Raw genomic sequence first — 24,103 nt, 5'->3', positions numbered from 1 at the left:
CGGTGAACAATCAGACGCGGGGTGACGCGCTTTGTAGGGGGTTTCCTATATTGAGGCTGAGCAGGCCAGTCACCGCAGCCTGCTCGTGGCGGATGTAATGCGCTTCAACTTACAGGCTGCGACTCAATCCCCTCCAACAAGGCTTCAACCAACCCTTCTGCCATTTCGAGTGCATTCAGATTGCTCCAGAACAGGCTCTTGCCTGTGTCATCCAGATGCTCCAAGGCTTTGTAGCCACAGTCATAGGCACCGCGCAGGTACTGGGCGACATGCACCAGGGCGTCGTGGGCGGAAACGCCCGGGTTTACTGTGAACAAGGGTGGGTGGCCGGCATCGCAGCGGCTGAAGGCGCGTTGGGCTGTGTCGGAGGGGTGGATTGGGGACAATCTTTTTCATAGCCAAACTCCGATAGAGGTTGGCCGGCACCATCCGTTTCCACGCGAAGGGTGGCGGCTGCACGCGGGGTGGAAAGCCGGGCTATCGGAACCCCGGCAGGCCATTCGGCCTCCCGCGCACAGCTGCCATGACAACAGCTGTTCCGATAACCTGCCGGGTTTCCACACCCGATCGCTGAACCGACAGCGACCCGGTCAGCCTAGAGAGCAGGCTTTCCCCGGACAATCAGACGGGCGTCGACACGGTGCGTAGGATAATTCCTTGGGATTGGCGTGAACGTAGGAAATGGTTCGCGGGGAAGTAGGACCTGGCTGAGAATCGGGCGATTTTTTGATGGTTTTTCTGTGTTCGCGTAATGGCGGCGAGGTGATCGTCAGGAGATTGCATGATGGCTTCCAGGTGCCTGGCGACAGGTATTGGGCGCCTATGAGATCGAGCGCCGCGCGGGCGGCGCTCGATCTCATAGGCGCTGCAACCCTCAAGGCATGCACTCAAAGGCCTCAATTCGGCCTCGGCCATATCCTTTTTGGGAAACTTCTTACATTGAAAACGGATGGCATGACGGCCCCAAGCTGCAAGGCCAAGCGCAAACTGGGCAACCCGGAAATCCTTCAGGAGTGCCCTCATGTTCCGTCCCTGTACTAGCTTGAAAAGTGTAAGGCATGACCTTACACTCAACCTTCAATGATAAGAAGTTTCAGGCACAAGGGCCTGAGGCTGCTCCATCAGCAGCGTGACGCATCTGGTGTGCGTGCGGATCATGTCAATCGCTTGCGGCGTTTACTTGCTTCCCTTGAGGTCGCACAAACGGCCGCAGACATGAACCGCCCCGGTTATCGTCTTCATCCCCTGCATGGAAAGCTGGATAGCTTTTGGGCTGTGAATGTTTCAGGCAACTGGCGTCTGGTGTTCCGCTTCGTGGGTACCGATGTGGAGCTTGTTGACTATCTGGACTACCACTAGGAGGCTTCAATTATGGCTATGTTCGATCCTCCCCATCCAGGGGAGTCGTTGCGAGAAGACGTGTTGCCCACAATCGGCATGAATGTCTCTGAGTTGGCTCGCCACCTTGGCTATTCGCGGGGGCAGTTATCCACTGTGCTCAATGGGCGCGCCGCCATTTCTGCCGATCTTGCTTATCGCCTTGAGCTGGCGGGTCTGGGGCCTGCCCGGCAGTACCTCGCCGAACAGGCAGCTTACGATCTTTGGCAGGCTGCCCACCGTGAGCATCCTCAGATAGAGCGCTTGGTGCTCGCCTGACGCCTCAATCCGCATCCGAATCAAACAACCGCTCCAGCTCCACCCGCGCCTCCTTTGCCGTCTGCATCACCTTGGCCCGGTCATCGCGCACCTGCCCCTGGGCCACCAGCACCTCTTCATCATGCTGGGTAAACCGTGCAATCCGGTCCGCCGCCTGCTCATCACTCAACCCCAACCCCACCAGCGCGCGGCGGGTCATCTCCAGGCTGGAATAGAACGTCTCGCGAATCGGCTCGGCACCGACATCCGTCAACTTGTGCACATGCTGACGGTTACGCGCGCGGGCCAGCACTTTCAGGTGTGGGTACAAGCGCTTCACCCGTTCTGCGGTATGAATGGCCGCTTCCGGGTCATCGATGGTGATGATGAAGTACTCCGCCTCACCCACCTTGGCGGCATGCAGTACTTCCGGGCGCAGCGGGTCGCCGTAGAACACCGGTACCTGCTCGAACATGCGGGTCATCTCGATGGTGTCCACCGAGGTTTCCAGGGCAATGAACGGGATCTTCTGTGCCCGCAAGATGCGCGCGACGATCTGGCCCATGCGGCCCATGCCGACGATCACCACCCGTGGCGTATCAGTCTGGATCTGCTTGTACTGCTCGGGCACCTCACGCACCGCTTGCGGGCGCTTGAGGGCGTGGGCGCAGCCAATCATCAGCAGCGGGGTAATGGCCATCGACAGGGTGATGGTCATCAGCAGCAGGTCGTAGGTCTGGGTGTCGAACAGGCCCTGGTCCTTGCCCAGCTTGAACACCACGAAGGCGAACTCGCCACCGGCCGCCAGCACCATGCCCAGGCGCAGCGCGTTGGCGCTGCTCAGGCCACCTGCCAGGCGGCCGACACCGACCAGCAATACAAGCTTCACCGCCACCAGCAGCAGGGTCAGGCCCAGCACCACCAGCGGCATTTCCAGCAGCAGGCGCAGGTTGGCGCCCATGCCGACGCTGATGAAGAACAGCCCCAGCAGCAGGCCCTTGAATGGTTCGATCTGCGATTCCAGCTCGTGCCGGTACTCCGAGTCGGCCAGCAGCAGGCCGGCGAGGAAGGCGCCCAGGGCCATGGAGATGCCGGCCTCTTCCATCAGCCAGGCGGTGCCGATCACCACCAGCAACGCGGTGGCGGTAGACACTTCCGGCAGGCCGGTGCGGGCAACGGTGCGGAATACCGGGCGCAGCAGGTAGCGGCCGCCGATGATCACCACGGCGATGCTGGCGAACACTTTCAGGCCGTGTTGCAGGCTGTCGCCGTGGCTGGTGTCCGGGCCGCTGGCGGCCAGCAGTGGGACCAGGGCGATGAGTGGAATGGCGGCGATGTCCTGGAACAGCAGGATGGCGAACGCCAGGCGGCCGTGCGGGGCGTTGAGCTGCTTGCTCTCGGCCAGGCTCTGCAGGCCGAGGGCGGTGGACGACAGCGCCAGGCCCAGGCCGAGCACGATGGCGGCCGGTAGCGTCTGGCTGAAACCGAACAGGGCGATGGCGCCGATCAGCGCGCCGGTCAGCAGTACCTGGGCAGTGCCGACACCGAACACCGACTTGCGCATCAGCCACAGGCGTTTGGGGGACAATTCCAGGCCGATGATGAACAGCAGCAGGACCACGCCCAGCTCGGAAATGTGCGCCACGCTTTCGGTGTCGCGGATCAGGCCCAGCGCTTGTGGGCCGATGACCACGCCAGCCAGCAGGTAGCCGAGCACGGCACCCAGCTGCAGGCGCTTGGCCAAAGGGACGGCGAGGACGGCGGCGAGCAGGAAGATCACCGCGGTTTGCAGAAGGCTGCCTTCGTGTGGCATTGGCTCGTACTCCATGAGCTGCCGGGGCAGCGTTTGAACAGTTTGGCGGACAATTCTGAGGGGCGGGGTGGCGTTAGACAATCTGCCATTGGGGAGAAAGATTGTCCTGAAAAATGAGACAACCTGTGCAGGCCTCTTCGCGGGTAAACCCGCTCCTGGCAGGCCTATACGATCCCTGTGGGAGCGGCTTTAGCCGCGAAGAGGCCAGCACAGGAAAAACACCGACTCAACTACCACCAAACTGCGCCCGATACTGCGCTGGGGTCATGCCAATCCGCTCACAGAACACCTTGCGCATATGCCGGTCACTGCCAAACCCGCACTGCGCCGCCACCACCTTCAACGGCAGGTCGCCGCATTCAAGCAGCTTGCGCGCCCGGTCGATGCGCGCATTCTGCAAATACTGCAGCGGCGTAATCCCCACCTCACGCTGAAACGTCCGGGCAAAGTTGCGCCCGCTCATGGCCACCAGGTCGGCCATTTTCTGCACGGTGAACGCCTGCTCGATGTGGTCGACGATATAGGCCTGCACCCGGGCAACCGGCGAATCATCGCGTGGCACCGCCGCCAGCAGCGGCCCGTACGGGGTCTGCCCGCCCTGGCGGTGGCGGGCGACCAGCAGCACCTTGGCCACTTCCAGCGCCAGCGCCTTGCCGTGGTCCTCGGCCACCACCGCCAGTGCCAGGTCGATACCCGCCGTGATGCCGCCCGAGGTGATCAGGCAGCGGTCGATCACATAGATCTGCTCGGTTTCCACCTTGGCTTCGGGAAACGCACGTGCCAGGCGCTCCACGTAGTTCCAGTGGGTGGTGCAGCGATAGCCGCCCAGTAGCCCGGCCCGGCCCAGCAGGAATACACCGGTGCAGATGGCGCCGAACCGCTTGGCACCCCGCACGGCCTGCGGCAGCCAGCGCTCGATCGCCGGCAGGGCGACGTCGTAGGCGCCCGGGCCGCCGGGCACCAGCAACAGGTCGACGGCTTCCGGCAAATCCTCCAGGCGCAAGTCCGCAACCACTTTCAACCCGCATGAGCCGCGTACCGCCGCTTGCCCCTCGGCCAAGGTGATCAAGCGGTAGTGCCGCTCTGCGGGCAAAAAACGGTTGGCGATGGCGAACGCATCCATTGGCCCGGTCACGTCCAGCAACAGCACATCGTTGAACAGCACCATGGCCACGGTGCGGTGAGCGCGATTTTCCTGCATACCTCTTTCGCCTTGATTGCCGGCCGCTGGCAGCGGCCTGAAACTGAATGCCAAACGCATCGTAGGGTATCGGCAAGGCCGCAAGGGCCAGCAGGGCACAATTAACAATAATTCAGGTTTGGCTCAGGACTTTGTCATGTGCCGGAGGCGAGACTTTCTCCATTGAACAGGAGAGTCGCCATGCCCCCTGGGACGCCCCAAGAGCAGCTGCTAACCCCCGGCGCGCTGACGCCGGCGCGCTTGCGCCAAGCCAAGGAACTGATGCTGCGCAGCTCGCTGTCGATCATCGAGATCGCTGGCGTGTGCAACCTCACCCGCAGCCATTTTTCCCGCGCATTCAAGGTCAATACCGGCCTCTCGCCCCAGGCCTGGCGCCTGCTGGCGCGCATGGAAAAGGCCAAGCGCCTGCTCGCCACCGAGGCGCCTATCACCCATGTGAGCCTGGAATGCGGCTTCTGCGACCAGGCCCATTTCACCCGTGCCTTCAGCCGCCTGGTCGGCCAGCCGCCCAAGGCCTGGCGCCAGGCGCAGGTCATTCCTTAAGACGAATCTATCCACCGGTATAGCCCCGTGTGGGCAGTGCCGGCCCGTTTCCCAACCCAAGGAGTCACCCCATGAGCCAACCCGATTACAAGCGCCTGAACAAAGACGACGCCGTGGTGCTGCTGGTCGACCACCAGACCGGCCTGATCTCGCTGGTACAGGACTTCTCGCCCAACGAGTTCAAGAACAACGTGCTGGCCCTGGGTGACCTGGCCAAGTTCTTCGGCCTGCCGACCATCCTCACAACCAGCTTTGAGCAAGGCCCGAACGGTCCATTGGTGCCCGAGCTGAAAGAAATGTTCCCGGACGCGCCGTACATTGCCCGCCCTGGCCAGATCAACGCCTGGGATAACGAAGATTTCGTCAAGGCGATCAAGGCTACCGGCCGCAAGCAGCTGATCATTGCTGGCGTGGTCACCGACGTGTGCGTGGCCTTCCCGACCCTGTCTGCGCTGGCTGAGGGCTTTGAAGTGTTCGTGGTGACCGATGCCTCGGGCACCTTCAACGAAACCGTGCAGCAGGCGGCGTGGGTGCGCATGACCCAGGCGGGCGCGCAGATGATGAACTGGTTTTCGGTGGCCTGTGAGCTGCACCGCGACTGGCGCAACGACATTGAAGGGCTGGGTAACCTGCTGTCGCAGCGGATTCCCAACTACCGCAACCTGATGAACAGCTATGCGGCTCTGAGCGCCCGTTGATTTAAACCTGTAATGGCCTGTTCGCGGCGGTTCGGCGCTCCGATGAACCCGCTCCTACAAAGGCAGCGCGGCCCTCGGGTTGTGCACTATCCCTGTAGGAGCGGCTTTAGCCGCGAAGAGGCCGGCACAGGCTATGAATGACTCACAGGCAGACTAAAACGAATCCGGCACCCACCCAGCTCCGACACCAGCGCCTGCAACTGCCCCCCATGGGCCTGCACCACCGAGTTGCAGATAGCCAGACCCATGCCCATGCCACCGCTCTTGGTGGTGTAGAACGCCCCAAACACCCGCTCCAGCTCGTCGGGCGCAATCCCCGGCCCGTTGTCATCCACGCAGACCTCCACCTTATCCCCAACCAGCGCCGACGCAATCCGCAGCACGCCATCACTGCGATACCCCGCCAGCGCCTCCAGGCCATTGCTGATCAGGTTGAACACCAACTGCTGCAACTGCACCGGGTCGGCCATCACGCTCACCCCCGCCTGCAACCGCGTCTGCACAGCTATCGGGCCTTTGGCGGCATCGGCCGACGTCAAACGCACTACCTCACGGATCAGTTCATCCAGCTTCACCGTCTTGAGCTGCATCGGCGACTGCTTGGCCAGCGATCGCAACGCACGCACGATGTTGGCGGCGCGCTCACCGTCGTTGCGGATGTCTTCCAGGCCGGCAATCGCCTCTTCCAGGTTGGGCTGGGCGCGTTTCAACCAACGCAGGCTGGCGGCGGCGTTGGAGGTAATGCCCAGCAACGGTTGGCTGATTTCGTGGGCGATGGACGCCGACAGCTCGTTCATCACTTGCAGGTGCGCGCTGCGCGCCAGCTCTGCGCGTGACCGGCGCAGCTCGGCCTCCATCTGCGCACGGGTCTGGTTGTCTTCGGCCAGGCGCGTATAAAACTTGGCGGTCTGCAGCGACACTGCCGCCTGCGAAGCGAGGATTTCCAGCATGGCCAGGCGCTGGCTGCCGAACAGGTTCGGCACCAGCCGGTTTTCCAGGTACACCAGGCCGATCAGCACACCCTGGATCACCAGCGGCAGGCACAGCACCGAACGGGCGTTGCGCGCTTGCAGTTCCTGGCGGAAGGCCTCGGGGCAATCGCGTTGGGCATCGTTGAGCACCAGGGGTTTCTTGGTGCGCATGGTGGCGTTGATGATCGACAGTGGCGCCTGGGTCATGAACTTCTGGCAGTTGTCCATGCTCACGTGCAGCCCGGTATCGTCGATGTAGGCGAGGGCGGCCATCTGGAATTCCGCGCCGCTGACGATCAGTAGTGCGCCATGGTCGGCACCGGAATGCTGGGTCAGGTGGCCCATCAGGGTTTCGATCAGGCCTTCAAGCAGCACCTCCTCGGACAGCGCCCGCGCCGCTTCGATGCCGGCTTCGAGGTCCAGCTTGGCCTGGTGAGTGGCGCGGTAGGTTTCTTGAATCGGCTGGGTGCGCAGGAACGGGTGCAGCGTCTCCAGCTGATGCACCTTGCCGGTCGCGCCCCAGATATGGAAGCAGTCGCGGGCGATGCGCAGGTGCAGGTTGGCGCCAGAGATCAGGCCGCTGGGGATGCACACCTCGGCCAGCTGTTCGTGGGCCAGTGCCTGCTCATGAATGAAGCCAGCGGCGGTAGCGGCGATCTGCGCCTGGTCGAAGCAGCGGATGGCGGCCAGGCCGTCGCCTTCGAGCTTGGCGATCACGCCTTCGATCAGCAGCAGCTTGTTGCGGAAGGTGGCCGGATTGAAGCCGGCCCAGCGACCGAAGCGCTCGCGCAGGGCCTGCAGTTCGCTCAGCTTGTCGACAAGGCTGCCGGGCGCCTCCGGGCTGCCCAACGCCAGGCCTTGGAACAGGTAATAGTCGGCCAGGTTGATGTGCGCCGGTACTGCCCAGGTGTTGTCTGCGGCCAGTGCCAGGTTGCGCATGGCCTGCGGGATATTGCCCAGGTAGAAGGCGCCCATGCCGGCCAACAGGTGCTGAAAGAACCGCGTGGCGGGCGATTTCGAAGCTGCGGCCGAGGCCGGGCAGGGCGTGCCGCTCAGGTTGGCGACGAACGCATGCTGGGCCTGCAGGATCTGCTCGACATCGCGGTAGCCATGACGACGCAAGGTGGCCAGGCCTTGCGCCACTTCTTCGGCCACGTCCGGCAGGTAGCGGCCCATGAACAGCGAGTCGGAAACCAGGTGGCTGCAGGCATGGCAGCTCATCGCCAGGTCGCCGCTCAGGCGCGCCGAGCCGACCGCTTCCAGCGCGGTGCGGCGGGCGAATTCCATGGGCGAGGTCCAGGCGCTGACCTGGTCCAGGGCCAGTAGCGCGCTGGTCAAGTCAGCCTCGAAACCGTGCCGCTCGATCAGCTTTAGCGCGGCCAGGCAGCAGGCATGGCCATCATGGTAGGCGCCGAAACGCTCGGCAATCATTACCCCGAACCAGGCCATGCCGTAGGTGCTGCCCGGTGCGACGCCGTGCAGCAGCGACAGCTCCATGAGCTTGGCCAGGTGCAGGAAGCAGATGTCGTCCTTTACGAAAAACGATGACGACAGGGTGCCCAGCAGGCTGATGGCAACCGTCACTTCTTCCGAATCGCAGCGTGGCAGCGACTCCAGGCAGTGCCGGCCTTTTTGTTCGATCAACGCCTGTACATGGGCATGACTGGCCTCGACCTGTTGCCAGTCGACGCCCCGCACCGTGCTTATACCTAGCAAGTCCAGGCCGGATATGGCGCAGTCGATGGCCGCTTGATAGTCGCCGTGCAAGGTGTACAGCCGCGCCTGCAGCCGGCATACCCGCGCCCGGTCCAGCGCCGAGCGTGCGCGCTGGTTACATTCGCTGACCCGGGCCTCGGCCGCTGCCATGCGCGACAGTTGCATGTTGCACTCCGCCGCCATGCAGGCAATGGCAAAGCCATGTGCGGCGCGGCTTTCAAGCGAGGCACCGTGGTGCAGCAGCTGCTCGGCCGTTTGCAGGTAGCCTGCGGTCTGTTCGAAGGCGCCACTGTCACGTGCGCGTAGCACCGCTTCGCGTAAAAGTTGCAGGAACACTTCGCAGTCATCCGCTGCAAACCCGCATGGGCTGGCGCGTTGCAGCTGGTTGGCGACATCGAACAGCACCTCATGCAAGTGCGCTGGCCAGGCCCGAAGCATGGCCAGCGCAATACGTGCATGCAGCGGGGCGCGCTCGGGTATGGGCGTAAGTACGTACGCGGCCTCCATCACCCGGTCATGAGCGAAGCCCAAGCCTTTCTGGCCCGGTTGCAGGAAACCCGCACCTATCAAGGCCTTCAACGGTTCGCCCGGCTGTTCAGCAAGCACCTGGCGAAGCACGCGCTCATCGCAGCGGTTGCCCGCCGCGCTGGCAACCCGCAACACGTCGCGCTGGGGCGCTGGCAGGCGTGCCAGGCGGTGGATCATCAGGTCTGCGACATTGTCGGAGTAGCGGTGCCTGGCCACGGCCTGCAGGCTCCACGACCAGCGCATGGCCTGGGTCTCGAAGGTGAACAGCCGGTCCTCGACCATGGCCCTGAGGATCTGGTTGATGAAGAACGGGTTGCCCGCCGTCTTGTCATGCACCAGCTCGGCGACCGGCAGCGCCTCGTCGGGGCTGACGTGGTAGCGCTCGGCGATCAGCTCGGTCACCGCGCCCACGGCCAGGGGCCGCAGGTTCAGCGTGGTGCTGCGCACCGCTGCCGGTATGGCGAGTGGTGCACTGCTGGTTTGCGCATCATTACGCCGGGCGAAGATCAGCAACAGGTTGTTGGGTGCGTGAGCCAGCAGCTGCGCCAGCAGGTGCTGCGTGGCGTCGTCGGCCCATTGCATGTCATCGAGAAACAGCACCAATGGCTGCCCTGGGCGGCTGAACACCTGCAGGAATTCGACGATCGCCTGCAGCTCCTTCTGCAGTGCCAGGCGCGTGGGCTTTGCCGGCAGCTCGGGCAAGGGCCCGAGGACCAGTTGCAGGTCTGGCGCCAGCTTGCCGAGCAGCCGGCCGTGGCCTTTGATGCGGCGCAGGATCTCGCGGCGCAGGGTGTCGAGGTCCTGGCTGTTCTTGGCCAGCAGTTGGGTAGTCAGCGTGCCGAGGATCTCTACCCAAGGCGCGTAGGGCACGGCCTGCCCCAGGCCGTTGCACTTGCCGACCGCCCAGTAGCCTTCGGCGTTGACCTTGAGCGCGCTCTCGACCAGGCTCGACTTGCCCATGCCGGCAGCACCATTGATCAACAGCACTTGTGGCTTGCTGTCGCGGCGCATGGCCTTTAGCAGCAGGGCGATGGCCTTCAGTTCGGCGCTGCGGCCATACAGGCGTGCGTGGCTGGGCGAAACCGGGTCGGCGCAGCCAAGTTCGAACGTTGCCATGGTCTTGCTGGCGGCCCATTGCCGCTGGCAGTGGCCCAGGTCCACCGCCAGGGCGTGGGCAGTCTGATAGCGGGCATCTGGTTCCTTGGCCAGGGCCTTGGCCAGGATCCGGCTGAGTGCTTGCGGCACCTTGCTGTCCACTTCACAGGCCGCGCGCGGCTGCACGCCGGCATGCAGCTGGCGCCAGTGCTGGGTGTCGCGCCCGGTCAGCGGCAGTTCGCCTAGCAATAGCTGGTAGAGGATTGCGCCCAGGGCATAGATGTCGCTGCGCTGGTCGCTGCTACTGCCGTGCGGGCAGACCTGCTCCGGCGCCAGGTAAGCCCAGTTGCCGAGCGGGGTACCCTGCTCGCAGATCAGCTCTGCTGGGTCGGCGCGAAAACAGCCCAGCCGCACCCGCTGGTTGGCTTGCAGGCATACATGCTCGGGCTGCAGCGCACCGTGCAGCACATTGCGCTCGTGGGCCAGGGCCAGGGCGCTGGCGGCGTTCCGCGCAATGTCGAGAAACGGCGCCAGGGCCACCGGGCCTTCAGCGATCAGGTCGGCGATGGAGCGGCCGGCCGGGTATACCAGCAGCGGGCCTTCGGCCGAGCGCACGAATGCCGAGGGGATCACCGCCCACTGCGGGTCCAGCTGCAGGCGGTAGTCGCGCTCCAGGCGCTGGCAGGCGGCGGGCGCCTCAAGCGGAGCACGCACGGCAATCCAGGCTTGCTGGCTGGCGGGGTCGCGCAGGCGGAAGTAGCTGAGCTCGCCTTCCTGGCCCAGCGCGGTGATGTCGCACCGGTTCAGCCAGCCCTCATCGATCGACTGGTCGTAATCGATGGGCCTGTGTGCAAGGCGTTCATCGAGCATAAAGCACCCCCTGCTAGCGACATCCAGACGCGCGAGTATACGCAGCGGGCCCAGTGAGGATGCGGGTTACAGCCCGCTTGGCAGGAACGGGCACGCTGTTGTCCGTTATCGTACCCTGGCGGTTGGCGGGTGCTTGTATAGTCCTGAGGCAAACCTATCCCTCGGGATAATTGTCTGAACGCGTGCGCTGGCCTAGGCTGCCCGGGGCTGCGCAAACGCCCGTGCCCGTGCGAGGAAGCCATGATCCGAATAGGCAATGCCCAGGTGTCGCTGGAGCGGCGAGAAGTGTTTCTCGACGGCAAGCCGATCCTGTTGGGTGGCCGCGCGTTCGAGGTGCTGGCCACGCTGATCAAGGCCAAGGGCCGGGTGGTTGGCAAAGACGAGCTGTTTAGCCAGGTGTGGGCCGGCACGGTGGTCGAGGACAACAACCTGCAGGTGCAGGTATCGTTGTTGCGCAAGGCCTTTGGCGACCGTGGGTTGATTCAGACGGTGCCGCGCCGAGGTTACCGCCTGGCCGCCGAGATCAGCTTCGATGTGCCTTGCCAGGCGCTGGGTCGCTCGCCATTGGGTGTAGGGGCCGATGCGCTTGAACCGTTGGACGACAGCGCGAACGTGCCGGTGCTGGTGGTGGACGACGACCAGTCGGTACGCACGGCGCTGGGTCGCCTGCTGCGTTCGCAGGACATCCCGCATCATTTGTTTGCCAGTGCCGAGGCGCTGTTCGACACCCGCCTCGAAACCCCCTATGCCTGCCTGCTGCTGGACATGCACCTGCCCGACACCACTGGCCTGGAGGTGCAGGAAACGCTGCGCCGGCTGGCTTTGCCCTGGCCGATCGTGTTCATGACCGGCTTCGGTACTATCCCGATGACGGTCCAGGCCATGCGCGCCGGGGCCATGGAATTCCTGACCAAACCCTTCGATGAAGAGCAGCTGCTGACACTGCTACAGGCGGTGCGCGCCCGTGCCGTGGCCGAAGGGCGCAAATGGCGCCATGCACGGCAGGTCGAGGATAAGTACCAGCGCCTGACCCAGCGTGAGCGCCAGGTGTTCTCGCTGGTGGTCGGTGGCCTGTCGCACAAGCAGATCGCCAAGGAAATCGGCACCAGCGAAGTGACGACCAAGGTGCACAAGAAGAACATCATGAACAAGATGCAGTCCCGCTCGCTGCTGGAGCTGGTAGCCATGCACAACGTCATCGGGGCGCGGCCTGAGGGCTTGGCTGGCGCATGAGCAGATGGGTGTGCATCGTCGACGACGATGCTTCGGTGCGCAAAAGCCTGGCCAACCTGCTGCGTTCGGCCGGGTTCGAGACCTTGGCGTTCGCTGCGGGTGATGTGTTCCTGGCCTCGCAGCTGGCGCGCGAGGCGGGTTGTGTATTGCTTGACCTGAAGATGCCGGGGATGAGTGGGCTGGAGGTGCAGCGTGAGCTGGCGCGGCTGCAGTGGACGGTGCCGGTGATCTGCATGTCGGCGCATTGGGATGATGGTGCGGTGCACGCGGCGATGGGGCTTGGCGCGCTGGCCTGCCTAGGCAAGCCGTTTTCTGAAGAGGTGCTGCTGAAGGTGGTTGAAGAGGCTTTGGTTGGTAGTCAGTGATGTGCTGCCTGTGCCGGCCTGTTCGCGGGCTTGCCCGCTCCCACAGGTATTGCACAGTTCTTGAGGCCAGTGCAGTACCTGTGGGAGCGGGCAAGCCCGCGAACAGGCCGGTAGCTTTAACATCCATCTCAGCACACATGCGCAATCAAACACTGGTTAATTGGGCAATGCTCCGGAGGTTGATCGATAAGCGAGCCCATTGCCATGCCCCGCCTGAATACCTTCCTTGACCCCCAGTCCCCAACCCTGACCGCCACCGGCCTGCTGTTCATGCGGGTAACGGCCGCCTCGTTGCTGCTGTTCATCCACGGCCTGCCCAAGCTGATGGACTGGAGCGCAGAGCTGCAGCGCATTGAAGACCCCTTCGGCCTTGGCGCGCCGCTGACCTTTGGGCTGGCGATATTTGCCGAAGTGGTTTGCCCGCTGTTGCTGATGCTTGGAGTTGCGGCACGCCTGGCTTGTCTGCCGGTGCTGGCGGTGTTGCTGGTGGCGCTGGTGGTGGTGCACTCGGATTGGACGCTTGAGCAGGGGCAGTTTGCCTGGCTGCTGCTGGCGCTTTATGGCGGGTTGGCCTTGACTGGGCCTGGGAGGTATTCGGTCGCCGGGCTTTTCTGGCGGAACAAGGTTGCCTGATCGATCTTGGGGCTGCAAAGCAGCCCCGGCAATCTAACTGCTCCCCGGCCGGTACTGCAGGGCCTCGGCCAAGTGCGCCCGGCCAATGGCCTCGCAGCCCTCCAGGTCCGCCAGTGTCCGCGCCACCTTCAACAACCGGTGCGCCGCCCGCAATGACAAGGTCAGCCGCTCACAGGCCCCCTCCAGCCAGGCCTGGTCCGCCGCCGCCAACTCGCAATGACGGCGCAACCCTTCAAGGTTCAAAAACGCATTCGCACACCCTTGCCGCCTGTGTTGCACTTCCCGTGCCTCAGCCACTTTGGCCGCTACATCGGCACTGCTCTCACCGCAAGGCTGGTTGTTCAACGTGGTGCTCTCGCGGGCCACGGTCAGGTGCAGGTCGATGCGGTCCAGCAGTGGCCCGGACAGTTTGTTGCGATACCGCGCGATCTGCTCGGTGCTGCAGCGGCAGCGGCCGGTGGGGTCGCCCAGGTAGCCACAAGGGCACGGGTTCATCGCCGCCACCAGCTGGAAGCGCGCGGGGAAACGTACTTTGTCGCGGGCCCGGGCAATCACGATCTCGCCCGATTCCAGTGGCTCGCGCAGCACTTCCAGCACGCGCCGCTCGAACTCCGGCAACTCGTCGAGAAACAGAACGCCGTGGTGGGCGAGGGTAATTTCACCCGGTTGCGGTCGGCTGCTGCCACCCACCAGCGCCGGGCCGGAGGCGGAGTGGTGAGGGTGGCGAAACGGTCGCTGAGGCCAGCTGCTTAGCGGCGCATGCCCGCTGACCGACTGGATCGCCGCCACTTCCAGCGCTTCGTGTTCGTCCAGCGGTGGCAGCAGCCCTGGCAGGCGGCTGGCGAGCAGGGTCTTGCCGGTGCCCGGTGGCCCGGTGAATAGCAGGTTGTGTGCTCCGGCCGCCGCCAGTAGCAAGGCACGCTTGGCCGCCAGTTGGCCCTGCACTTCGCTCAGGTCCGGGTAGGGCCGTTGCTGCAGGATCAAGCCGTTGGCCGCGTACGGCGGCAGCGGCACTTGGCCGTTCAAGTGGGCGACCAGCTCCAGCAGATGTCCCACCGCATACACCACCAGCCCGCCTGCCAGGCTGGCTTCCTCGGCATTCTCCCGAGGCACCACCAGCGCCCGGCCTGCTTCACGTGCCGCCAGTGCCGCAGGCAACACCCCTTGCACCGGGCGCAGTTTGCCAGACAGCGCCAGCTCGCCCAGGCATTCGATATCGATGAGGGGCGCTGCTGGCACCTGGCCGTCGGCGGCGAGGATGCCCAGGGCAATGGCCAAGTCGTAACGCCCGCCATCCTTGGGCAGGTCGGCGGGGGCGAGGTTCTGGGTTATGCGCCGTTGCGGGTACTTCAACCCGGAGTTGACGATGGCGCTGCGCACCCGGTCCTTGCTTTCCTTGACCGTGGTTTCTGGCAGGCCGACCAGGGTGAGGTGTGGCAAGCCATTGGTCAGGTGGGTCTCAACACTGACGGCGGGTGCCTGCACGCCCACCTGGGCGCGGCTGTGGACGAGGGCTAGGGACATGGACGCTCCGTTGTCGCTGAAAAGGGCCGCTTCCTGCGGCTGCGCCAAGAATAGCCAGCGCGGCCTCAACAAACGCAAGAAGTGTGCGTCGTGATTTTTCAGGCCAGGTATTTCCCCTGGCAATTCATACAAATCGACAAAGATGGATCCAATTAACTTTGCGCATCACCCGGGTATGGCTTAGGGTTATTGAGCAACTGCCGCTGCCATGGGATGGCACTGCGGCTTATTTCAAATGGACTTGAGGTGTTGCTCCGTGCAAACGCTCACCCGCACGCGCCAGGTAATTCAAGAGCTGGTGCAGGCCAGTGCATTCGTTGAACTCAATCGCTTTTTCGACAGCTTAGAGGCGCAATGGCATCAAGCTCCGACCGGCGCGTTTCCTGTCTACCTGGCGGCCATTGAAGGGCACATGCTGGTCGACGTAAGTTGCCAGGGCGGCAGGGCCCTGAGCCAGGTGCTCAAAGCCTGGATCGAAGCCTGCCCCAGGGCATATCACCCGCAGGTGGTGATGGGCTTCCACTGCCTCCAGCGGGCCTGCCAGGTGCAGGGCAGCGGCCAACGCAATGCCGCATGCTTGCTGGCGGTCGAGCAAATCTGTGAAACCGCCACCGCACACCTGTTGTGTGCCATGGGCCGTTCAGCCCAGCCCGTGGCAGCGGCCATTGGCATGTTGCGTATCAGTGCGCGACTGCGTGAACCTGGCTGGCTGATTGAGCTGTTCCAAGGTCAGCCAGCGCGTTTCAGGCCCAATGCCCATGCCGATGTGGAAGTGCAGGAGGCTGCGGCGCCGTTGCTGGTGAAGCACGGGATCGTGCCGCTGGTCGAGCTGCCGCAGGCTTTACCCGCTTGCCTGGGCGCGCGCGTCGATCACGAGAAAGAAGACCCGCGCTATTACTGGTTACGCCATGCCCTGGTGGCACGGCCCGGCTGCTTTGAGGCTATCCAGGCCCTTGCCGTTTACCTGCTGCCGAGTCGCGGTGGCAGCGCTGATGCGATCGAGGTGTTGGTCAATGGCCCACTCTGCGAGCAGTGGGACGAAGCGTTGCGCAATGCCTTGCGCTGGATGGCCATCGAAGAGCGGCTGGTGTTGCCGCGCGTCGACCAGTCACGGGCGGCCGTTGCCTGGCTGCAATGCTTCGATGACTGGGCACAACGCCCGCTCAGGCCCAGGGACCAGGCCGTTGTGCTGGCCTGGCGAGGCGCATTGCGCAGCAGTACCGGGCACGCCCCGGCAGCCGCCTTGGGCGATTTTGTCGCTTGCCTGGAGCACTACACCGACCAAGGTTTCATCAGCGCAATGGGCGAACCTCTGCGTTGCCTGGCCCGCCTGATTCTGGTGGGCGGTGTGCTGGATGAACGTCAGGCGTTGCGTATCACCATCGAGCGCTTGAGCGCAGGAGATTCACACGCCGCCGCCTGTGCATTGCGTGCCGCCGGGCACCGCTTTGGCCTCTGGGGGTTACCGCGCTCGGCCGAGCAGGCCAAGGCATGGTCGCAGATTGCGGTAAAGCGCCAGTGTGCGGGGCAGGCGCCGGGCTTCGCTGTGCTCGATGTTGCACGGCTGCTCTGGGCTGCCAAGCGGCATGAAGTGGCCTGCTACCTGTATGAGCATTGTGCCGAGCTAAACCTGCCGGGGGCTGCCCTTGCGCTTTACGAACTGCATCATGGCGGCCTGGGCAGCACCCCGGAGCATTACCTGGATGACGAGGCGGCCGAGTACTGGCTGCAGCGTGCGGTGGAGGCGGGCAGCCGGCAGGCCAAGTACAACCTCGCCCGCCTGCGCATGGAGGGCGACGAAGACCTGAACGAGCGCAGTGCCATGCTGGCGGTGCGGCGCCTGCTGGTCGACGCGCTTGGCAACGCGAAGACCAATGCGCGCGCACGTTTGCACCTGGGGATTTTGTTGCGCCAGTTTGGCGAGCAGCAGGAACGGGCCGAGGCGGTGGCCTACCTGCTGAGCCTGGTCGAGCACCCGGACCCAGGGCTAGCCGGGCGTGCCAGTGCCGAGCTGGGGCTGGCCTGGATGCAGGGGCGCGGCACCCGCAAGCAAAGCCGCTTTGCTGCCATCGAATGGGTCAACCGGGCGGCCACCTTGCAGCCGGGGAATTCGGCCATCGAGGATATCCAGGCGGAGATTCTGAACTCGCATAACCGGGTGAAGACATTGTTTACCCAGTGTGGGGCTGCGCTGTTTCGTGGCACCTTGCATGCCAGTGAGCTGCCGCCGAAGCAGGCCTATATAGCCTAGCGTAGCCCCCCTGTGGGAGCGGGTTTACCCGCGAACACCGGCAAAGCCGGTGCCATACACCTCGTTGGATTCTTCGCGGGTAAACCCGCTCCCACAGGGTACCCTCAGGGCTCAGGTAGGGCTCAGGGTTTGGCGCCAAGGATGATGTGCGATGCCTTGATCAGCGCCGTGGCTTTCACACCCGGTGCCAGCCCCAGCTCCTGCACCGCTTCACGGGTCACAATTGCATACACCTCGGTACCGCCAGCCAGCTTCAGCACCACTTCGGCGTTCACCGCGCCATCGCCAACCCGCACCACTTCGCCTTCCAGCGCATTGCGCGCCGACAGCTTGTAGCCGGCCGCATCGGTCAGCAGCACCACCCACGGCGCCTTGACCAGCGCCACGGCATCTTTGCCGATGTTGATGTTGAGGTTGTGCAGGCTGGCCATGGTGACCACCGCCACCAGCTTTTCACCGCCACCCAGGGTCAGCTCGACTTCGGCATTGACCGCTCCGGGATGAACGTTAGTGACTTTGCCTTCGAAAACATTGCGTGCGCTAACTTTCATGGGAAACGCTCCGTGTGTCGATTGTTATTCCTGCGTGGCGGGTGCCAGCCGTGCTTCCAGCTCGGCGAGCTGTTTTTCCAAGGCCTCAAGACGTGCCCGAGTGCGCGCCAGCACGACCATCTGGCTGTCGAATTCGTCGCGGCTGACCAGGTCCAGCTTGCTGAAGGCCCCTTGCATCAGCACCTTGAACTGGCTTTCCAGTTCTGCGCGGGGCTGGGCGGTATCGCTGCTGAACAGGCGCGAGGCCTGGTCGCTCAGGGCATCGAGAAGGGCTTTGGGCGCGAGCATGGGGCTGTCCACTGAAACTTGAGAATGGCCGGCAGTGTAGCACGCACAAACCTGACGCCTGAGTGCACGTCGGTCCTTGTGGGAGGTTGCACATTTTTCGCGCAATGCGCCCTGCCGCTACGCACCGAAACTGTGCATGTTTTCCATGCTGGCGACTGGCCAATCCCGAGTTATTCACATAACCCACTGTTTTCCTGCGCTTTGCCGGAACTGGCAAGGTTTCTGCAAAGACCATTACGAGCCATGCACTGATGCAGTTCTTTGTGACCAAGCAGTGCGCACGCGGAGCCGGATGCCGACGACGCGTTACAAAGCCAACCGCTGCGCTTAGACTTGAGACGGGTTTGTTTTCCTGGGGCAAGTCCACCAAATCGGGAGAGAGTTTCATGAAGCTAGTCACAGCCATCATCAAGCCGTTCAAGCTGGACGACGTGCGCGAGTCGCTGTCGGAAATCGGCGTGCAGGGCATCACCGTCACCGAAGTCAAAGGTTTCGGTCGGCAGAAGGGCCACACCGAGTTGTATCGCGGTGCTGAATATGTGGTCGATTTCCTGCCCAAGGTGAAGATCGATGTCGCCATCGATGACAAGGACCTTGATCGGGTAATCGAAGCCATCACCAAGGCAGCCAACACCGGCAAGATCGGTGACGGCAAGATTTTCGTGGTGAATCTGGAGCAGGCGATCCGTATCCGTACCGGCGAAACCGATACCGACGCGATCTAAGCAGCAACAAAGCCTCACCAAACCCAACGCCCCAGGAGAAAACAACATGACTCTGCGTAAGATCGCAGGGCTAGGAGCCCTATTGTCCCTCGTAATGCCTGGGCTTGCCCTGGCAGAGGAAGCTGCCCCAGCGCTGAACTCCGGCGACACCGCCTGGATGCTGACCGCAACGGCGCTGGTGCTGTTCATGACCATTCCGGGCCTGGCCTTGTTCTATGGCGGCATGGTGCGTTCCAAGAACGTGCTGTCGGTGATGATGCAGTGCTTTGCAATCACCGGCCTGATGAGCATTCTCTGGGTCGTCTACGGCTACAGCATGGCCTTCGATACCACCGGTATGGAAAAGGGCGTGCTCAACTTCAACTCCTTCGTCGGCGGCTTCTCCAAGGCCTTCCTCAGTGGCGTCACGCCCGATAACCTGACCTCGGCCACCGCACTGTTCCCTGAAGCGGTATTCATCACCTTCCAGATGACCTTCGCCATCATCACCCCGGCGCTGATCGTCGGTGCCTTCGCCGAGCGCATGAAGTTCTCCGCGATGCTGGTGTTCATGGGCATCTGGTTCACCTTGGTGTATGCGCCGATCGCGCACATGGTGTGGAGCGGTGACGGTGCACTGATGTGGGACTGGGGCGTGCTGGACTTCGCTGGCGGCACCGTGGTGCACATCAACGCCGGTATCGCAGGCCTGGTCTGCTGCCTGGTGCTGGGCAAGCGCAAGGGCTTCCCGACCACCCCGATGGCCCCGCACAACCTCGGTTACACCCTGATGGGCGCGGCCATGCTGTGGATCGGCTGGTTCGGCTTCAACGCAGGCTCTGCCGCTGCCGCCAACGGCACCGCCGGCATGGCCATGCTGGTAACCCAGATCGCCACTGCCGCCGCAGCGCTGGGCTGGATGTTCGCCGAGTGGATCGGTCACGGCAAACCGAGCGCCCTGGGCATCGCCTCGGGTGTGGTTGCCGGCCTGGTTGCGATCACCCCGGCTGCAGGCACCGTGGGCCCGATGGGCGCCCTGGTGATCGGCCTGTCCTCGGGCGTGATCTGCTACTTCTGCGCCACCAGCCTCAAGCGCAAGCTGGGCTATGACGACTCGCTGGACGCCTTCGGTGTGCATGGCATCGGCGGTATCGTCGGGGCCATCCTTACCGGTGTATTCGCAGCCCCGGCGCTGGGCGGCTTCGGCGCCGTGACCGACATCGGCATGCAGGTCTGGATCCAGGCCAAGGGCGTGATCTTCACTGTGGTCTACACCGCCATCGTCACCTACGTGATCCTCAAGGTGCTGGATGTGGTGATGGGCCTGCGGGTCAACGAAGAAGAAGAGTCGGTCGGCCTCGACCTGGCTCAGCACAACGAACGCGGCTACAACCTGTAACTGCGACGCGGTAAAAAATTGCCCGGCTTGCCGGGCATTTTTTTGCAAGTTTTTTAGCATTTCCCGCTCGGCAAACGGTTTATTCGACACGTTCGCGACGTAGGTAGAAAACTTACAAGTCGTAAGGCATTTATGGAGCTTTGCTTTTTCCACGGGCGCGCTAGAATGCGCGCCGAAGGGTGTTTGACGAGTAGTCCACACACTTTCCCAGCCTTTGCTAGGCTTGCCAATAGCGTGTGGCCAGCAGGGGCTAATGGATTTGTCAGGTCCTGCCAGGAGCAGGGCCTGCAGGGTGCCGCCTCCCATCAGGAGCGCCGACCCAAGGGCAGTGGCCTAACCCACGGCCAGTTGAATTTTCACTGGTGGCTGCCGGTCTACGGCTGCACTGGTCTATAACTAACCTGCTTTTCGCAAGTCATGAGGTAGAACATGAGCGACGACGATCTGGAAAATGATGACCTCGAAGTAGGCGACGAAGACGAGGGTGATGAAGGCCTCGAAGCGGCGGCTGATGATGGCGCCGAAGACGCTGGCGATGACGACAGCAGCCCGGCACCCGCTGCCAAGGGCAAATCCAAGGCGGCAGTCTCGGTAGACGAGATGCCGAGCATGGAAGCCAAGCAGAAAGAGCGTGATGCCCTGGCCAAGGCGATGGAAGAATTCCTTTCGCGCGGTGGCAAGGTGCAGGAAGTCGAGGCCAACGTGGTCGCCGACCCGCCCAAGAAGCCGGACAACAAGTACGGCAGCCGCCCTATCTGAGTGGCTGATCGCAAAATAGCCCGCCGTCGCTGCGGGCTTTTTTGTGCCTGTGGTTTTGTGTTGGCTGTGCTGGCCTCTTCGCGGGCATGCCCGCTCCCACAGGATCACCGCAGGCCTGAGCCTTGCGCAGTCCCTGTAGGAGCGGGTTCACCCGCGAATGGGCCGCAAAGCGGCCCCTGTCAGCGCCAGCGCGCAAGCACGTCAGGCAACTGGGACAGCCGCTGGATCTCTGCATCCGGCGCCCGGTCACCCGCCCAGGCCTTGCCCTGCGGGTTGAACCACACCGCCCGCAGCCCGGCACGCTGGGCACCGGCAATGTCATCGCCCGGGTGGTCACCAATGTGCACCGCCGCGCTGGCGTCCACAGCGCCACGGCGCAGGGCCTCCAGGAACGGTGCCGGATCTGGCTTGCCGATACCGAGGTCCTCGGCACACAGGGCAAAGCGGAAGTAGTCCGCCAGCCCCAGCCGGCTCACATCGGCATTGCCGTTGGTGACCACGCCCAGGGTGTAGTGATGGCGCAGAATCTCCAGCACCGGCTGCACCTCGGGGAATATCTCCACCTGGTGGCGAGCATGCAGGAACACTTCGAAGCCTTCGTTGGCCAGCTCCTGCGCGTGCTTTTCGCTGTAACCGACCTCTTCCAGGGCATGGAACAGCACGCGCCGGCGCAGGGCGCTGATGCGGTGCTTGAGGCCAGGTTCGGCCTGTACCAGGCGCTCGCGGATGGCGAACAGGTGCTCTACCGGCACGCCGCCAAGGATCGGGGCGTTGGCTTCGAGCCAGTCGCGCAGCACGACTTCCGCGCTGGCAATGACCGGCGCGGTGTCCCACAGGGTGTCGTCGAGGTCGAAGGTGATCAGCTTGATGCTCATGAGTCTGTGCCTTTGCTGCGTTTGGCCCGGGGGTGGGCGCTGTCGTACACCGCGGCCAGGTGCTGGAAGTCCAGGTGGGTATAGATTTGCGTGGTGCTGATGTCGGCATGGCCGAGCATCTCCTGCACCGCGCGCAAGTCCTGGGACGATTCCAGCACATGGCTGGCGAAGGAATGGCGAAGCATGTGCGGGTGCAGGTGCTGGCCCAGCTCGCGCTCGCCGACGGCCTTCACCCGTTGTTGCACGGCGCGGGGGCTGATGCGGTTGCCCTGGCGGGTGATGAACACGGCGCGGTCGCGCGGGTTGCCGATGCCGCGCAGGCGGTACCACTCCTGCAGCGCCTCGCGGGCCTTGCGGCCAACCGGCAGCACGCGGGCCTTGCCGCCCTTGCCCAGCACCTGCACCAGGCCGGCGGTGAGGTCGAGGTGGTCGAGGTCGAGGTTGGTCAGCTCGGACAGGCGCAGGCCTGACGAATAGAACAGTTCGAGCATGGCTTGGTCGCGGCGGGCAATGAAGTCGTCGTCGACGCCGCCATCAAGCAACTGCAGGGCACGGTCGGTGTCCAGCACCTTGGGCAGCCGGCGTTCGCCCTTGGGTGCGCTAAGGCCGGTGGCCGGGTCGTGCTGGCACAGGCCTTCGCGGTTGAGGTAGCGGTACAGACCGCGCACGGCCGACAGCAGCCGCGCCAGGCTGCGCGAGGACTGGCCATGGTGGTGCAGGCGGGCGATCAGCTGGCGCAATTGCTGGATCTGCAGCGCCTGCCAGTCGGCGATAGCGTGTTCCTTGCAATAGGCAATGACCTTGTCCAGGTCACGTCGGTAGCCCAGCAAGGTGTGCTCCGACACCTGGCGCTCGTTGCGCAAGTGTGCGCAATAAGCCTCCAGCTGGCGTTCCATCAGCGCACCGGGCGCAAGGTCTGGGTAACGCGCGGCACAACGCGGCCGAGCACTTCGGCAATATAGCCGAGGAACAGCGTGCCGACGCTGCTCTTGTAGTGTTGCGGGTCGCGGCTACCAATCGCCAGTACCCCGTGCAACCCCTGGTATTCAAGGGCAGCCACGGCGCTGGAGCCCACTTCCCGGCGCTGTTCTTCACCGAACAGGAAGGCCAGTTCGTGGTCGCGCAGGTTGCCACTGACCGTCCTGCCGCCGCCCAGCAGGGCGCCAATGGCCTGCTGCGCCTCGGCGTTGCTGACCCAGCGCCCGACCGGCGCGACGTTGTCACCGAACAGGATCAGACTGACGAAAGGCACCTGGAACTCCTGGCGCAGGCTGTCTTCGACCGCCATGACCACTTCTTCCAGGCTGCCGGCATCGAGCAGGTCGAGGATCAGCCGGCGGGTCTTGTCGAACAGCCGGTCGTTGTCGCGGGCCACGTCCATCAGTTGCGACAGGCGATGGCGCATCTCGATGTTACGGTCGCGCAGCAGCTTGAGCTGGCGCTCTACCAGCGACACGCTGTCGCCACGCTGGTGCGGGATGCGCTGTTCGATCAGCAGCTCGTCGTGCTCGGCGAAGAAGGCAGGGTGGGCGCGCAGGTAGGCGACCACCGCCTCGGCATCGAGCTCGGCGGACTGCTGGGGTACAACCTTGGGCTGATCGGTCATGGCGGTTACTCGCTTAGAGACGAACCTGTCCTTCGTAGACGCGTACGGCCGGGCCGGTCATCACTACGGGCTTGCCGGGGCCGGCCCATTCGATGTGCAGGCGGCCACCCGGCAGGTCGAGGGACACTGGAGAGTCCATCCAGCCCTGGCTGATCGCCGCCACGGCCGCGGCGCAGGCGCCGGTGCCGCAGGCCTGGGTTTCGCCCGCGCCGCGTTCCCATACGCGCAGGTTGGCGCGGTGGCGGTCGATGACCTGGAGGAAGCCGGCATTCACCCGCTGCGGGAAGCGTGGGTGGTTTTCGATCTTCGGGCCCAGCTCATGCACGGGGGCAGTACGCACGTCGTCGACACGCAGCACGGCGTGCGGGTTACCCATGGACACGGCAGCAATCGAATGCAGCTGGCCGTCGACTTCCAGTGGGTAGTTCAGCGCCTGCTCGTCGGCGACGAAGGGAATTTCGGCAGGGATGAAGCGCGGCGGGCCCATGTCGACACTCACCTGGCCGTCGTTCTGCACGTCCAGCACGATGATGCCGCTCTTGGTTTCCACGCGGATGCGTTTTTTCGCGGTCAGGCGCTTGTCCAGCACGAAGCGGGCAAAGCAGCGCGCACCATTGCCGCACTGCTCCACCTCGGAGCCGTCAGCGTTGAAGATGCGGTAGCGGAAGTCCACTTCCGGGTTGTTCGGCGCCTCGACGATCAGCAACTGGTCAAAGCCGATGCCGGTGTGGCGATCACCCCATTGCTTGGCGTGCTTGGGCTGGATGTGCGCGTGCTGGCTGACCAGGTCGAGGACCATGAAGTCGTTGCCCAGCCCATGCATCTTGGTAAAACGCAGCAGCATG

General features: G+C 63.8%; 21 protein-coding genes and 1 pseudogene. 11 read left to right on the top strand and 11 right to left on the bottom strand.

Annotation, left to right across the window (positions count from 1 at the left end; translation table 11 throughout):
- Nucleotides 1–104 precede the first annotated feature (104 nt).
- Nucleotides 105–396: pseudogene (locus ACIP1G_RS01665) on the bottom strand (hypothetical protein).
- 684 nt (nucleotides 397–1,080) lie between these two features.
- Here ACIP1G_RS01665 and ACIP1G_RS01660 point away from each other — a divergent pair.
- Nucleotides 1,081–1,359 carry a type II toxin-antitoxin system RelE/ParE family toxin gene (locus ACIP1G_RS01660; protein WP_400733003.1) on the top strand — a complete coding sequence of 93 codons (279 nt, stop codon included), beginning with the start codon at nucleotides 1,081–1,083 and terminating at the stop codon, nucleotides 1,357–1,359.
- Nucleotides 1,360–1,371: 12 nt separating this feature from the next.
- Entirely contained in the window at nucleotides 1,372–1,656 is a 285-nt protein-coding gene (locus ACIP1G_RS01655; protein WP_400733001.1) for a HigA family addiction module antitoxin, read from the top strand.
- A gap of 4 nt (nucleotides 1,657–1,660) precedes the next feature.
- On the opposite strand, the gene ACIP1G_RS01650 is transcribed toward ACIP1G_RS01655, so the two are convergent.
- Together ACIP1G_RS01650 and ACIP1G_RS01645 are read right to left on the bottom strand one after the other, a co-directional pair.
- On the bottom strand, nucleotides 1,661–3,448 hold the full coding sequence (locus ACIP1G_RS01650; protein ID WP_400732999.1) for a monovalent cation:proton antiporter-2 (CPA2) family protein: 1,788 nt from the start codon (nucleotides 3,446–3,448) through the stop codon (nucleotides 1,661–1,663).
- Nucleotides 3,449–3,674: 226 nt separating this feature from the next.
- Nucleotides 3,675–4,649, bottom strand: a complete 975-nt coding sequence (locus tag ACIP1G_RS01645) for a GlxA family transcriptional regulator (protein ID WP_400732996.1) — start codon at nucleotides 4,647–4,649, stop codon at nucleotides 3,675–3,677.
- Between the two features lie 180 nt (nucleotides 4,650–4,829).
- Here ACIP1G_RS01645 and ACIP1G_RS01640 point away from each other — a divergent pair, with 180 nt between their 5' ends.
- Nucleotides 4,830–5,192, top strand: a complete 363-nt coding sequence (locus ACIP1G_RS01640; protein ID WP_400732994.1) for a helix-turn-helix domain-containing protein — start codon at nucleotides 4,830–4,832, stop codon at nucleotides 5,190–5,192.
- 71 nt (nucleotides 5,193–5,263) lie between these two features.
- Nucleotides 5,264–5,890: an isochorismate family cysteine hydrolase YcaC gene (gene ycaC / locus ACIP1G_RS01635; RefSeq protein ID WP_004375560.1), complete on the top strand. Its 627-nt coding sequence runs from the start codon at nucleotides 5,264–5,266 to the stop codon at nucleotides 5,888–5,890.
- A gap of 131 nt (nucleotides 5,891–6,021) precedes the next feature.
- Here ycaC and ACIP1G_RS01630 read toward each other — a convergent pair whose 3' ends face one another.
- A complete protein-coding gene (locus ACIP1G_RS01630; RefSeq protein ID WP_400732992.1) occupies nucleotides 6,022–11,070 on the bottom strand; it encodes an AAA family ATPase in 5,049 nt (1,682 codons plus the stop codon).
- Nucleotides 11,071–11,310: 240 nt separating this feature from the next.
- On the opposite strand from ACIP1G_RS01630, the gene ACIP1G_RS01625 reads away from it, so the two are divergent.
- The 3 genes from ACIP1G_RS01625 (at nucleotide 11,311) to ACIP1G_RS01615 (ending at nucleotide 13,301) form a co-directional block, all read left to right on the top strand.
- Nucleotides 11,311–12,303: a response regulator gene (locus ACIP1G_RS01625; protein WP_400732989.1), complete on the top strand. Its 993-nt coding sequence runs from the start codon at nucleotides 11,311–11,313 to the stop codon at nucleotides 12,301–12,303.
- Nucleotides 12,300–12,668 carry a response regulator transcription factor gene (locus ACIP1G_RS01620; RefSeq protein WP_400732987.1) on the top strand — a complete coding sequence of 123 codons (369 nt, stop codon included), beginning with the start codon at nucleotides 12,300–12,302 and terminating at the stop codon, nucleotides 12,666–12,668. The genes ACIP1G_RS01625 and ACIP1G_RS01620 overlap by 4 nt, the downstream gene beginning before the upstream one ends.
- A gap of 204 nt (nucleotides 12,669–12,872) precedes the next feature.
- Nucleotides 12,873–13,301, top strand: a complete 429-nt coding sequence (locus ACIP1G_RS01615) for a DoxX family protein (RefSeq protein ID WP_400732985.1) — start codon at nucleotides 12,873–12,875, stop codon at nucleotides 13,299–13,301.
- Between the two features lie 33 nt (nucleotides 13,302–13,334).
- Here ACIP1G_RS01615 and ACIP1G_RS01610 read toward each other — a convergent pair whose 3' ends face one another.
- On the bottom strand, nucleotides 13,335–14,825 hold the full coding sequence (locus ACIP1G_RS01610; protein ID WP_400732982.1) for a YifB family Mg chelatase-like AAA ATPase: 1,491 nt from the start codon (nucleotides 14,823–14,825) through the stop codon (nucleotides 13,335–13,337).
- A gap of 256 nt (nucleotides 14,826–15,081) precedes the next feature.
- Here ACIP1G_RS01610 and ACIP1G_RS01605 point away from each other — a divergent pair, with 256 nt between their 5' ends.
- Complete coding sequence (locus ACIP1G_RS01605; protein ID WP_400732980.1) at nucleotides 15,082–17,076, top strand: DUF4034 domain-containing protein; 1,995 nt, start codon at nucleotides 15,082–15,084, stop codon at nucleotides 17,074–17,076.
- Nucleotides 17,077–17,198: 122 nt separating this feature from the next.
- Here the strand turns inward: ACIP1G_RS01605 and ACIP1G_RS01600 are convergent, their stop codons facing one another.
- Together ACIP1G_RS01600 and ACIP1G_RS01595 are read right to left on the bottom strand one after the other, a co-directional pair.
- Complete coding sequence (locus ACIP1G_RS01600) at nucleotides 17,199–17,627, bottom strand: molybdopterin-binding protein (protein WP_400732978.1); 429 nt, start codon at nucleotides 17,625–17,627, stop codon at nucleotides 17,199–17,201.
- Between the two features lie 24 nt (nucleotides 17,628–17,651).
- Nucleotides 17,652–17,915 carry an accessory factor UbiK family protein gene (locus ACIP1G_RS01595; RefSeq protein ID WP_400732976.1) on the bottom strand — a complete coding sequence of 88 codons (264 nt, stop codon included), beginning with the start codon at nucleotides 17,913–17,915 and terminating at the stop codon, nucleotides 17,652–17,654.
- Nucleotides 17,916–18,301: 386 nt separating this feature from the next.
- Between ACIP1G_RS01595 and glnK the strand changes: the two genes are divergently transcribed.
- The 3 genes from glnK to sutA all read left to right on the top strand — a co-directional run bounded on the left by glnK (nucleotide 18,302) and on the right by sutA (nucleotide 20,777).
- The gene (glnK, locus tag ACIP1G_RS01590; RefSeq protein WP_002555808.1) at nucleotides 18,302–18,640 is read left to right on the top strand and encodes a P-II family nitrogen regulator; all 339 of its coding nucleotides are present in this window, start codon (nucleotides 18,302–18,304) and stop codon (nucleotides 18,638–18,640) included.
- A gap of 46 nt (nucleotides 18,641–18,686) precedes the next feature.
- The gene (locus ACIP1G_RS01585) at nucleotides 18,687–20,018 is read left to right on the top strand and encodes an ammonium transporter (RefSeq protein ID WP_400732974.1); all 1,332 of its coding nucleotides are present in this window, start codon (nucleotides 18,687–18,689) and stop codon (nucleotides 20,016–20,018) included.
- A gap of 429 nt (nucleotides 20,019–20,447) precedes the next feature.
- Nucleotides 20,448–20,777: a transcriptional regulator SutA gene (sutA, locus tag ACIP1G_RS01580; RefSeq protein ID WP_201207493.1), complete on the top strand. Its 330-nt coding sequence runs from the start codon at nucleotides 20,448–20,450 to the stop codon at nucleotides 20,775–20,777.
- A 179-nt stretch (nucleotides 20,778–20,956) separates the two neighbouring features.
- Here the strand turns inward: sutA and ACIP1G_RS01575 are convergent, their stop codons facing one another.
- Genes ACIP1G_RS01575 through dapF form a run of 4 tightly spaced genes read right to left on the bottom strand, consistent with a single transcriptional unit; the run spans nucleotide 20,957 to nucleotide 24,102 of the window.
- The gene (locus tag ACIP1G_RS01575; RefSeq protein ID WP_400732972.1) at nucleotides 20,957–21,652 is read right to left on the bottom strand and encodes an HAD family hydrolase; all 696 of its coding nucleotides are present in this window, start codon (nucleotides 21,650–21,652) and stop codon (nucleotides 20,957–20,959) included.
- Nucleotides 21,649–22,548, bottom strand: coding sequence for a tyrosine recombinase XerC (gene xerC, locus ACIP1G_RS01570; protein ID WP_400732970.1), 900 nt, complete (start codon nucleotides 22,546–22,548; stop codon nucleotides 21,649–21,651). Before xerC ends, ACIP1G_RS01575 begins: the two co-directional genes overlap by 4 nt.
- The gene (locus tag ACIP1G_RS01565) at nucleotides 22,548–23,258 is read right to left on the bottom strand and encodes a DUF484 family protein (RefSeq protein WP_400732968.1); all 711 of its coding nucleotides are present in this window, start codon (nucleotides 23,256–23,258) and stop codon (nucleotides 22,548–22,550) included. The genes xerC and ACIP1G_RS01565 overlap by 1 nt, the downstream gene beginning before the upstream one ends.
- A gap of 13 nt (nucleotides 23,259–23,271) precedes the next feature.
- Nucleotides 23,272–24,102, bottom strand: coding sequence for a diaminopimelate epimerase (gene dapF, locus ACIP1G_RS01560; RefSeq protein ID WP_400732966.1), 831 nt, complete (start codon nucleotides 24,100–24,102; stop codon nucleotides 23,272–23,274).
- Nucleotide 24,103 lies beyond the last annotated feature (1 nt).

Origin of the sequence: Pseudomonas sp. NPDC089392, from assembly GCF_044749595.1 — a bacterium.
Lineage (GTDB): Bacteria > Pseudomonadota > Gammaproteobacteria > Pseudomonadales > Pseudomonadaceae > Aquipseudomonas.
The sequence above is the reverse complement of the archived record's forward strand: the minus strand, read 5'-3'. Positions and strand labels throughout refer to the sequence as shown.

Bases quoted from the DNA above. Each gene is read 5' to 3' on its own strand.
- ACIP1G_RS01660 (WP_400733003.1), top strand. From the start codon at position 1,081: ATGATAAGAAGTTTCAGGCACAAGGGCCTGAGGCTGCTCCATCAGCAG.
- ACIP1G_RS01655 (WP_400733001.1), top strand. From the start codon at position 1,372: ATGGCTATGTTCGATCCTCCCCATCCAGGGGAGTCGTTGCGAGAAGAC.
- ACIP1G_RS01650 (WP_400732999.1), bottom strand. From the start codon at position 3,448: ATGCCACACGAAGGCAGCCTTCTGCAAACCGCGGTGATCTTCCTGCTC.
- ACIP1G_RS01645 (WP_400732996.1), bottom strand. From the start codon at position 4,649: ATGCAGGAAAATCGCGCTCACCGCACCGTGGCCATGGTGCTGTTCAAC.
- ACIP1G_RS01640 (WP_400732994.1), top strand. From the start codon at position 4,830: ATGCCCCCTGGGACGCCCCAAGAGCAGCTGCTAACCCCCGGCGCGCTG.
- ycaC (WP_004375560.1), top strand. From the start codon at position 5,264: ATGAGCCAACCCGATTACAAGCGCCTGAACAAAGACGACGCCGTGGTG.
- ACIP1G_RS01630 (WP_400732992.1), bottom strand. From the start codon at position 11,070: ATGCTCGATGAACGCCTTGCACACAGGCCCATCGATTACGACCAGTCG.
- ACIP1G_RS01625 (WP_400732989.1), top strand. From the start codon at position 11,311: ATGATCCGAATAGGCAATGCCCAGGTGTCGCTGGAGCGGCGAGAAGTG.
- ACIP1G_RS01620 (WP_400732987.1), top strand. From the start codon at position 12,300: ATGAGCAGATGGGTGTGCATCGTCGACGACGATGCTTCGGTGCGCAAA.
- ACIP1G_RS01615 (WP_400732985.1), top strand. From the start codon at position 12,873: ATGCCCCGCCTGAATACCTTCCTTGACCCCCAGTCCCCAACCCTGACC.
- ACIP1G_RS01610 (WP_400732982.1), bottom strand. From the start codon at position 14,825: ATGTCCCTAGCCCTCGTCCACAGCCGCGCCCAGGTGGGCGTGCAGGCA.
- ACIP1G_RS01600 (WP_400732978.1), bottom strand. From the start codon at position 17,627: ATGAAAGTTAGCGCACGCAATGTTTTCGAAGGCAAAGTCACTAACGTT.
- ACIP1G_RS01595 (WP_400732976.1), bottom strand. From the start codon at position 17,915: ATGCTCGCGCCCAAAGCCCTTCTCGATGCCCTGAGCGACCAGGCCTCG.
- glnK (WP_002555808.1), top strand. From the start codon at position 18,302: ATGAAGCTAGTCACAGCCATCATCAAGCCGTTCAAGCTGGACGACGTG.
- ACIP1G_RS01585 (WP_400732974.1), top strand. From the start codon at position 18,687: ATGACTCTGCGTAAGATCGCAGGGCTAGGAGCCCTATTGTCCCTCGTA.
- sutA (WP_201207493.1), top strand. From the start codon at position 20,448: ATGAGCGACGACGATCTGGAAAATGATGACCTCGAAGTAGGCGACGAA.
- ACIP1G_RS01575 (WP_400732972.1), bottom strand. From the start codon at position 21,652: ATGAGCATCAAGCTGATCACCTTCGACCTCGACGACACCCTGTGGGAC.
- xerC (WP_400732970.1), bottom strand. From the start codon at position 22,548: ATGGAACGCCAGCTGGAGGCTTATTGCGCACACTTGCGCAACGAGCGC.
- ACIP1G_RS01565 (WP_400732968.1), bottom strand. From the start codon at position 23,258: ATGACCGATCAGCCCAAGGTTGTACCCCAGCAGTCCGCCGAGCTCGAT.
- dapF (WP_400732966.1), bottom strand. From the start codon at position 24,102: ATGCTGCTGCGTTTTACCAAGATGCATGGGCTGGGCAACGACTTCATG.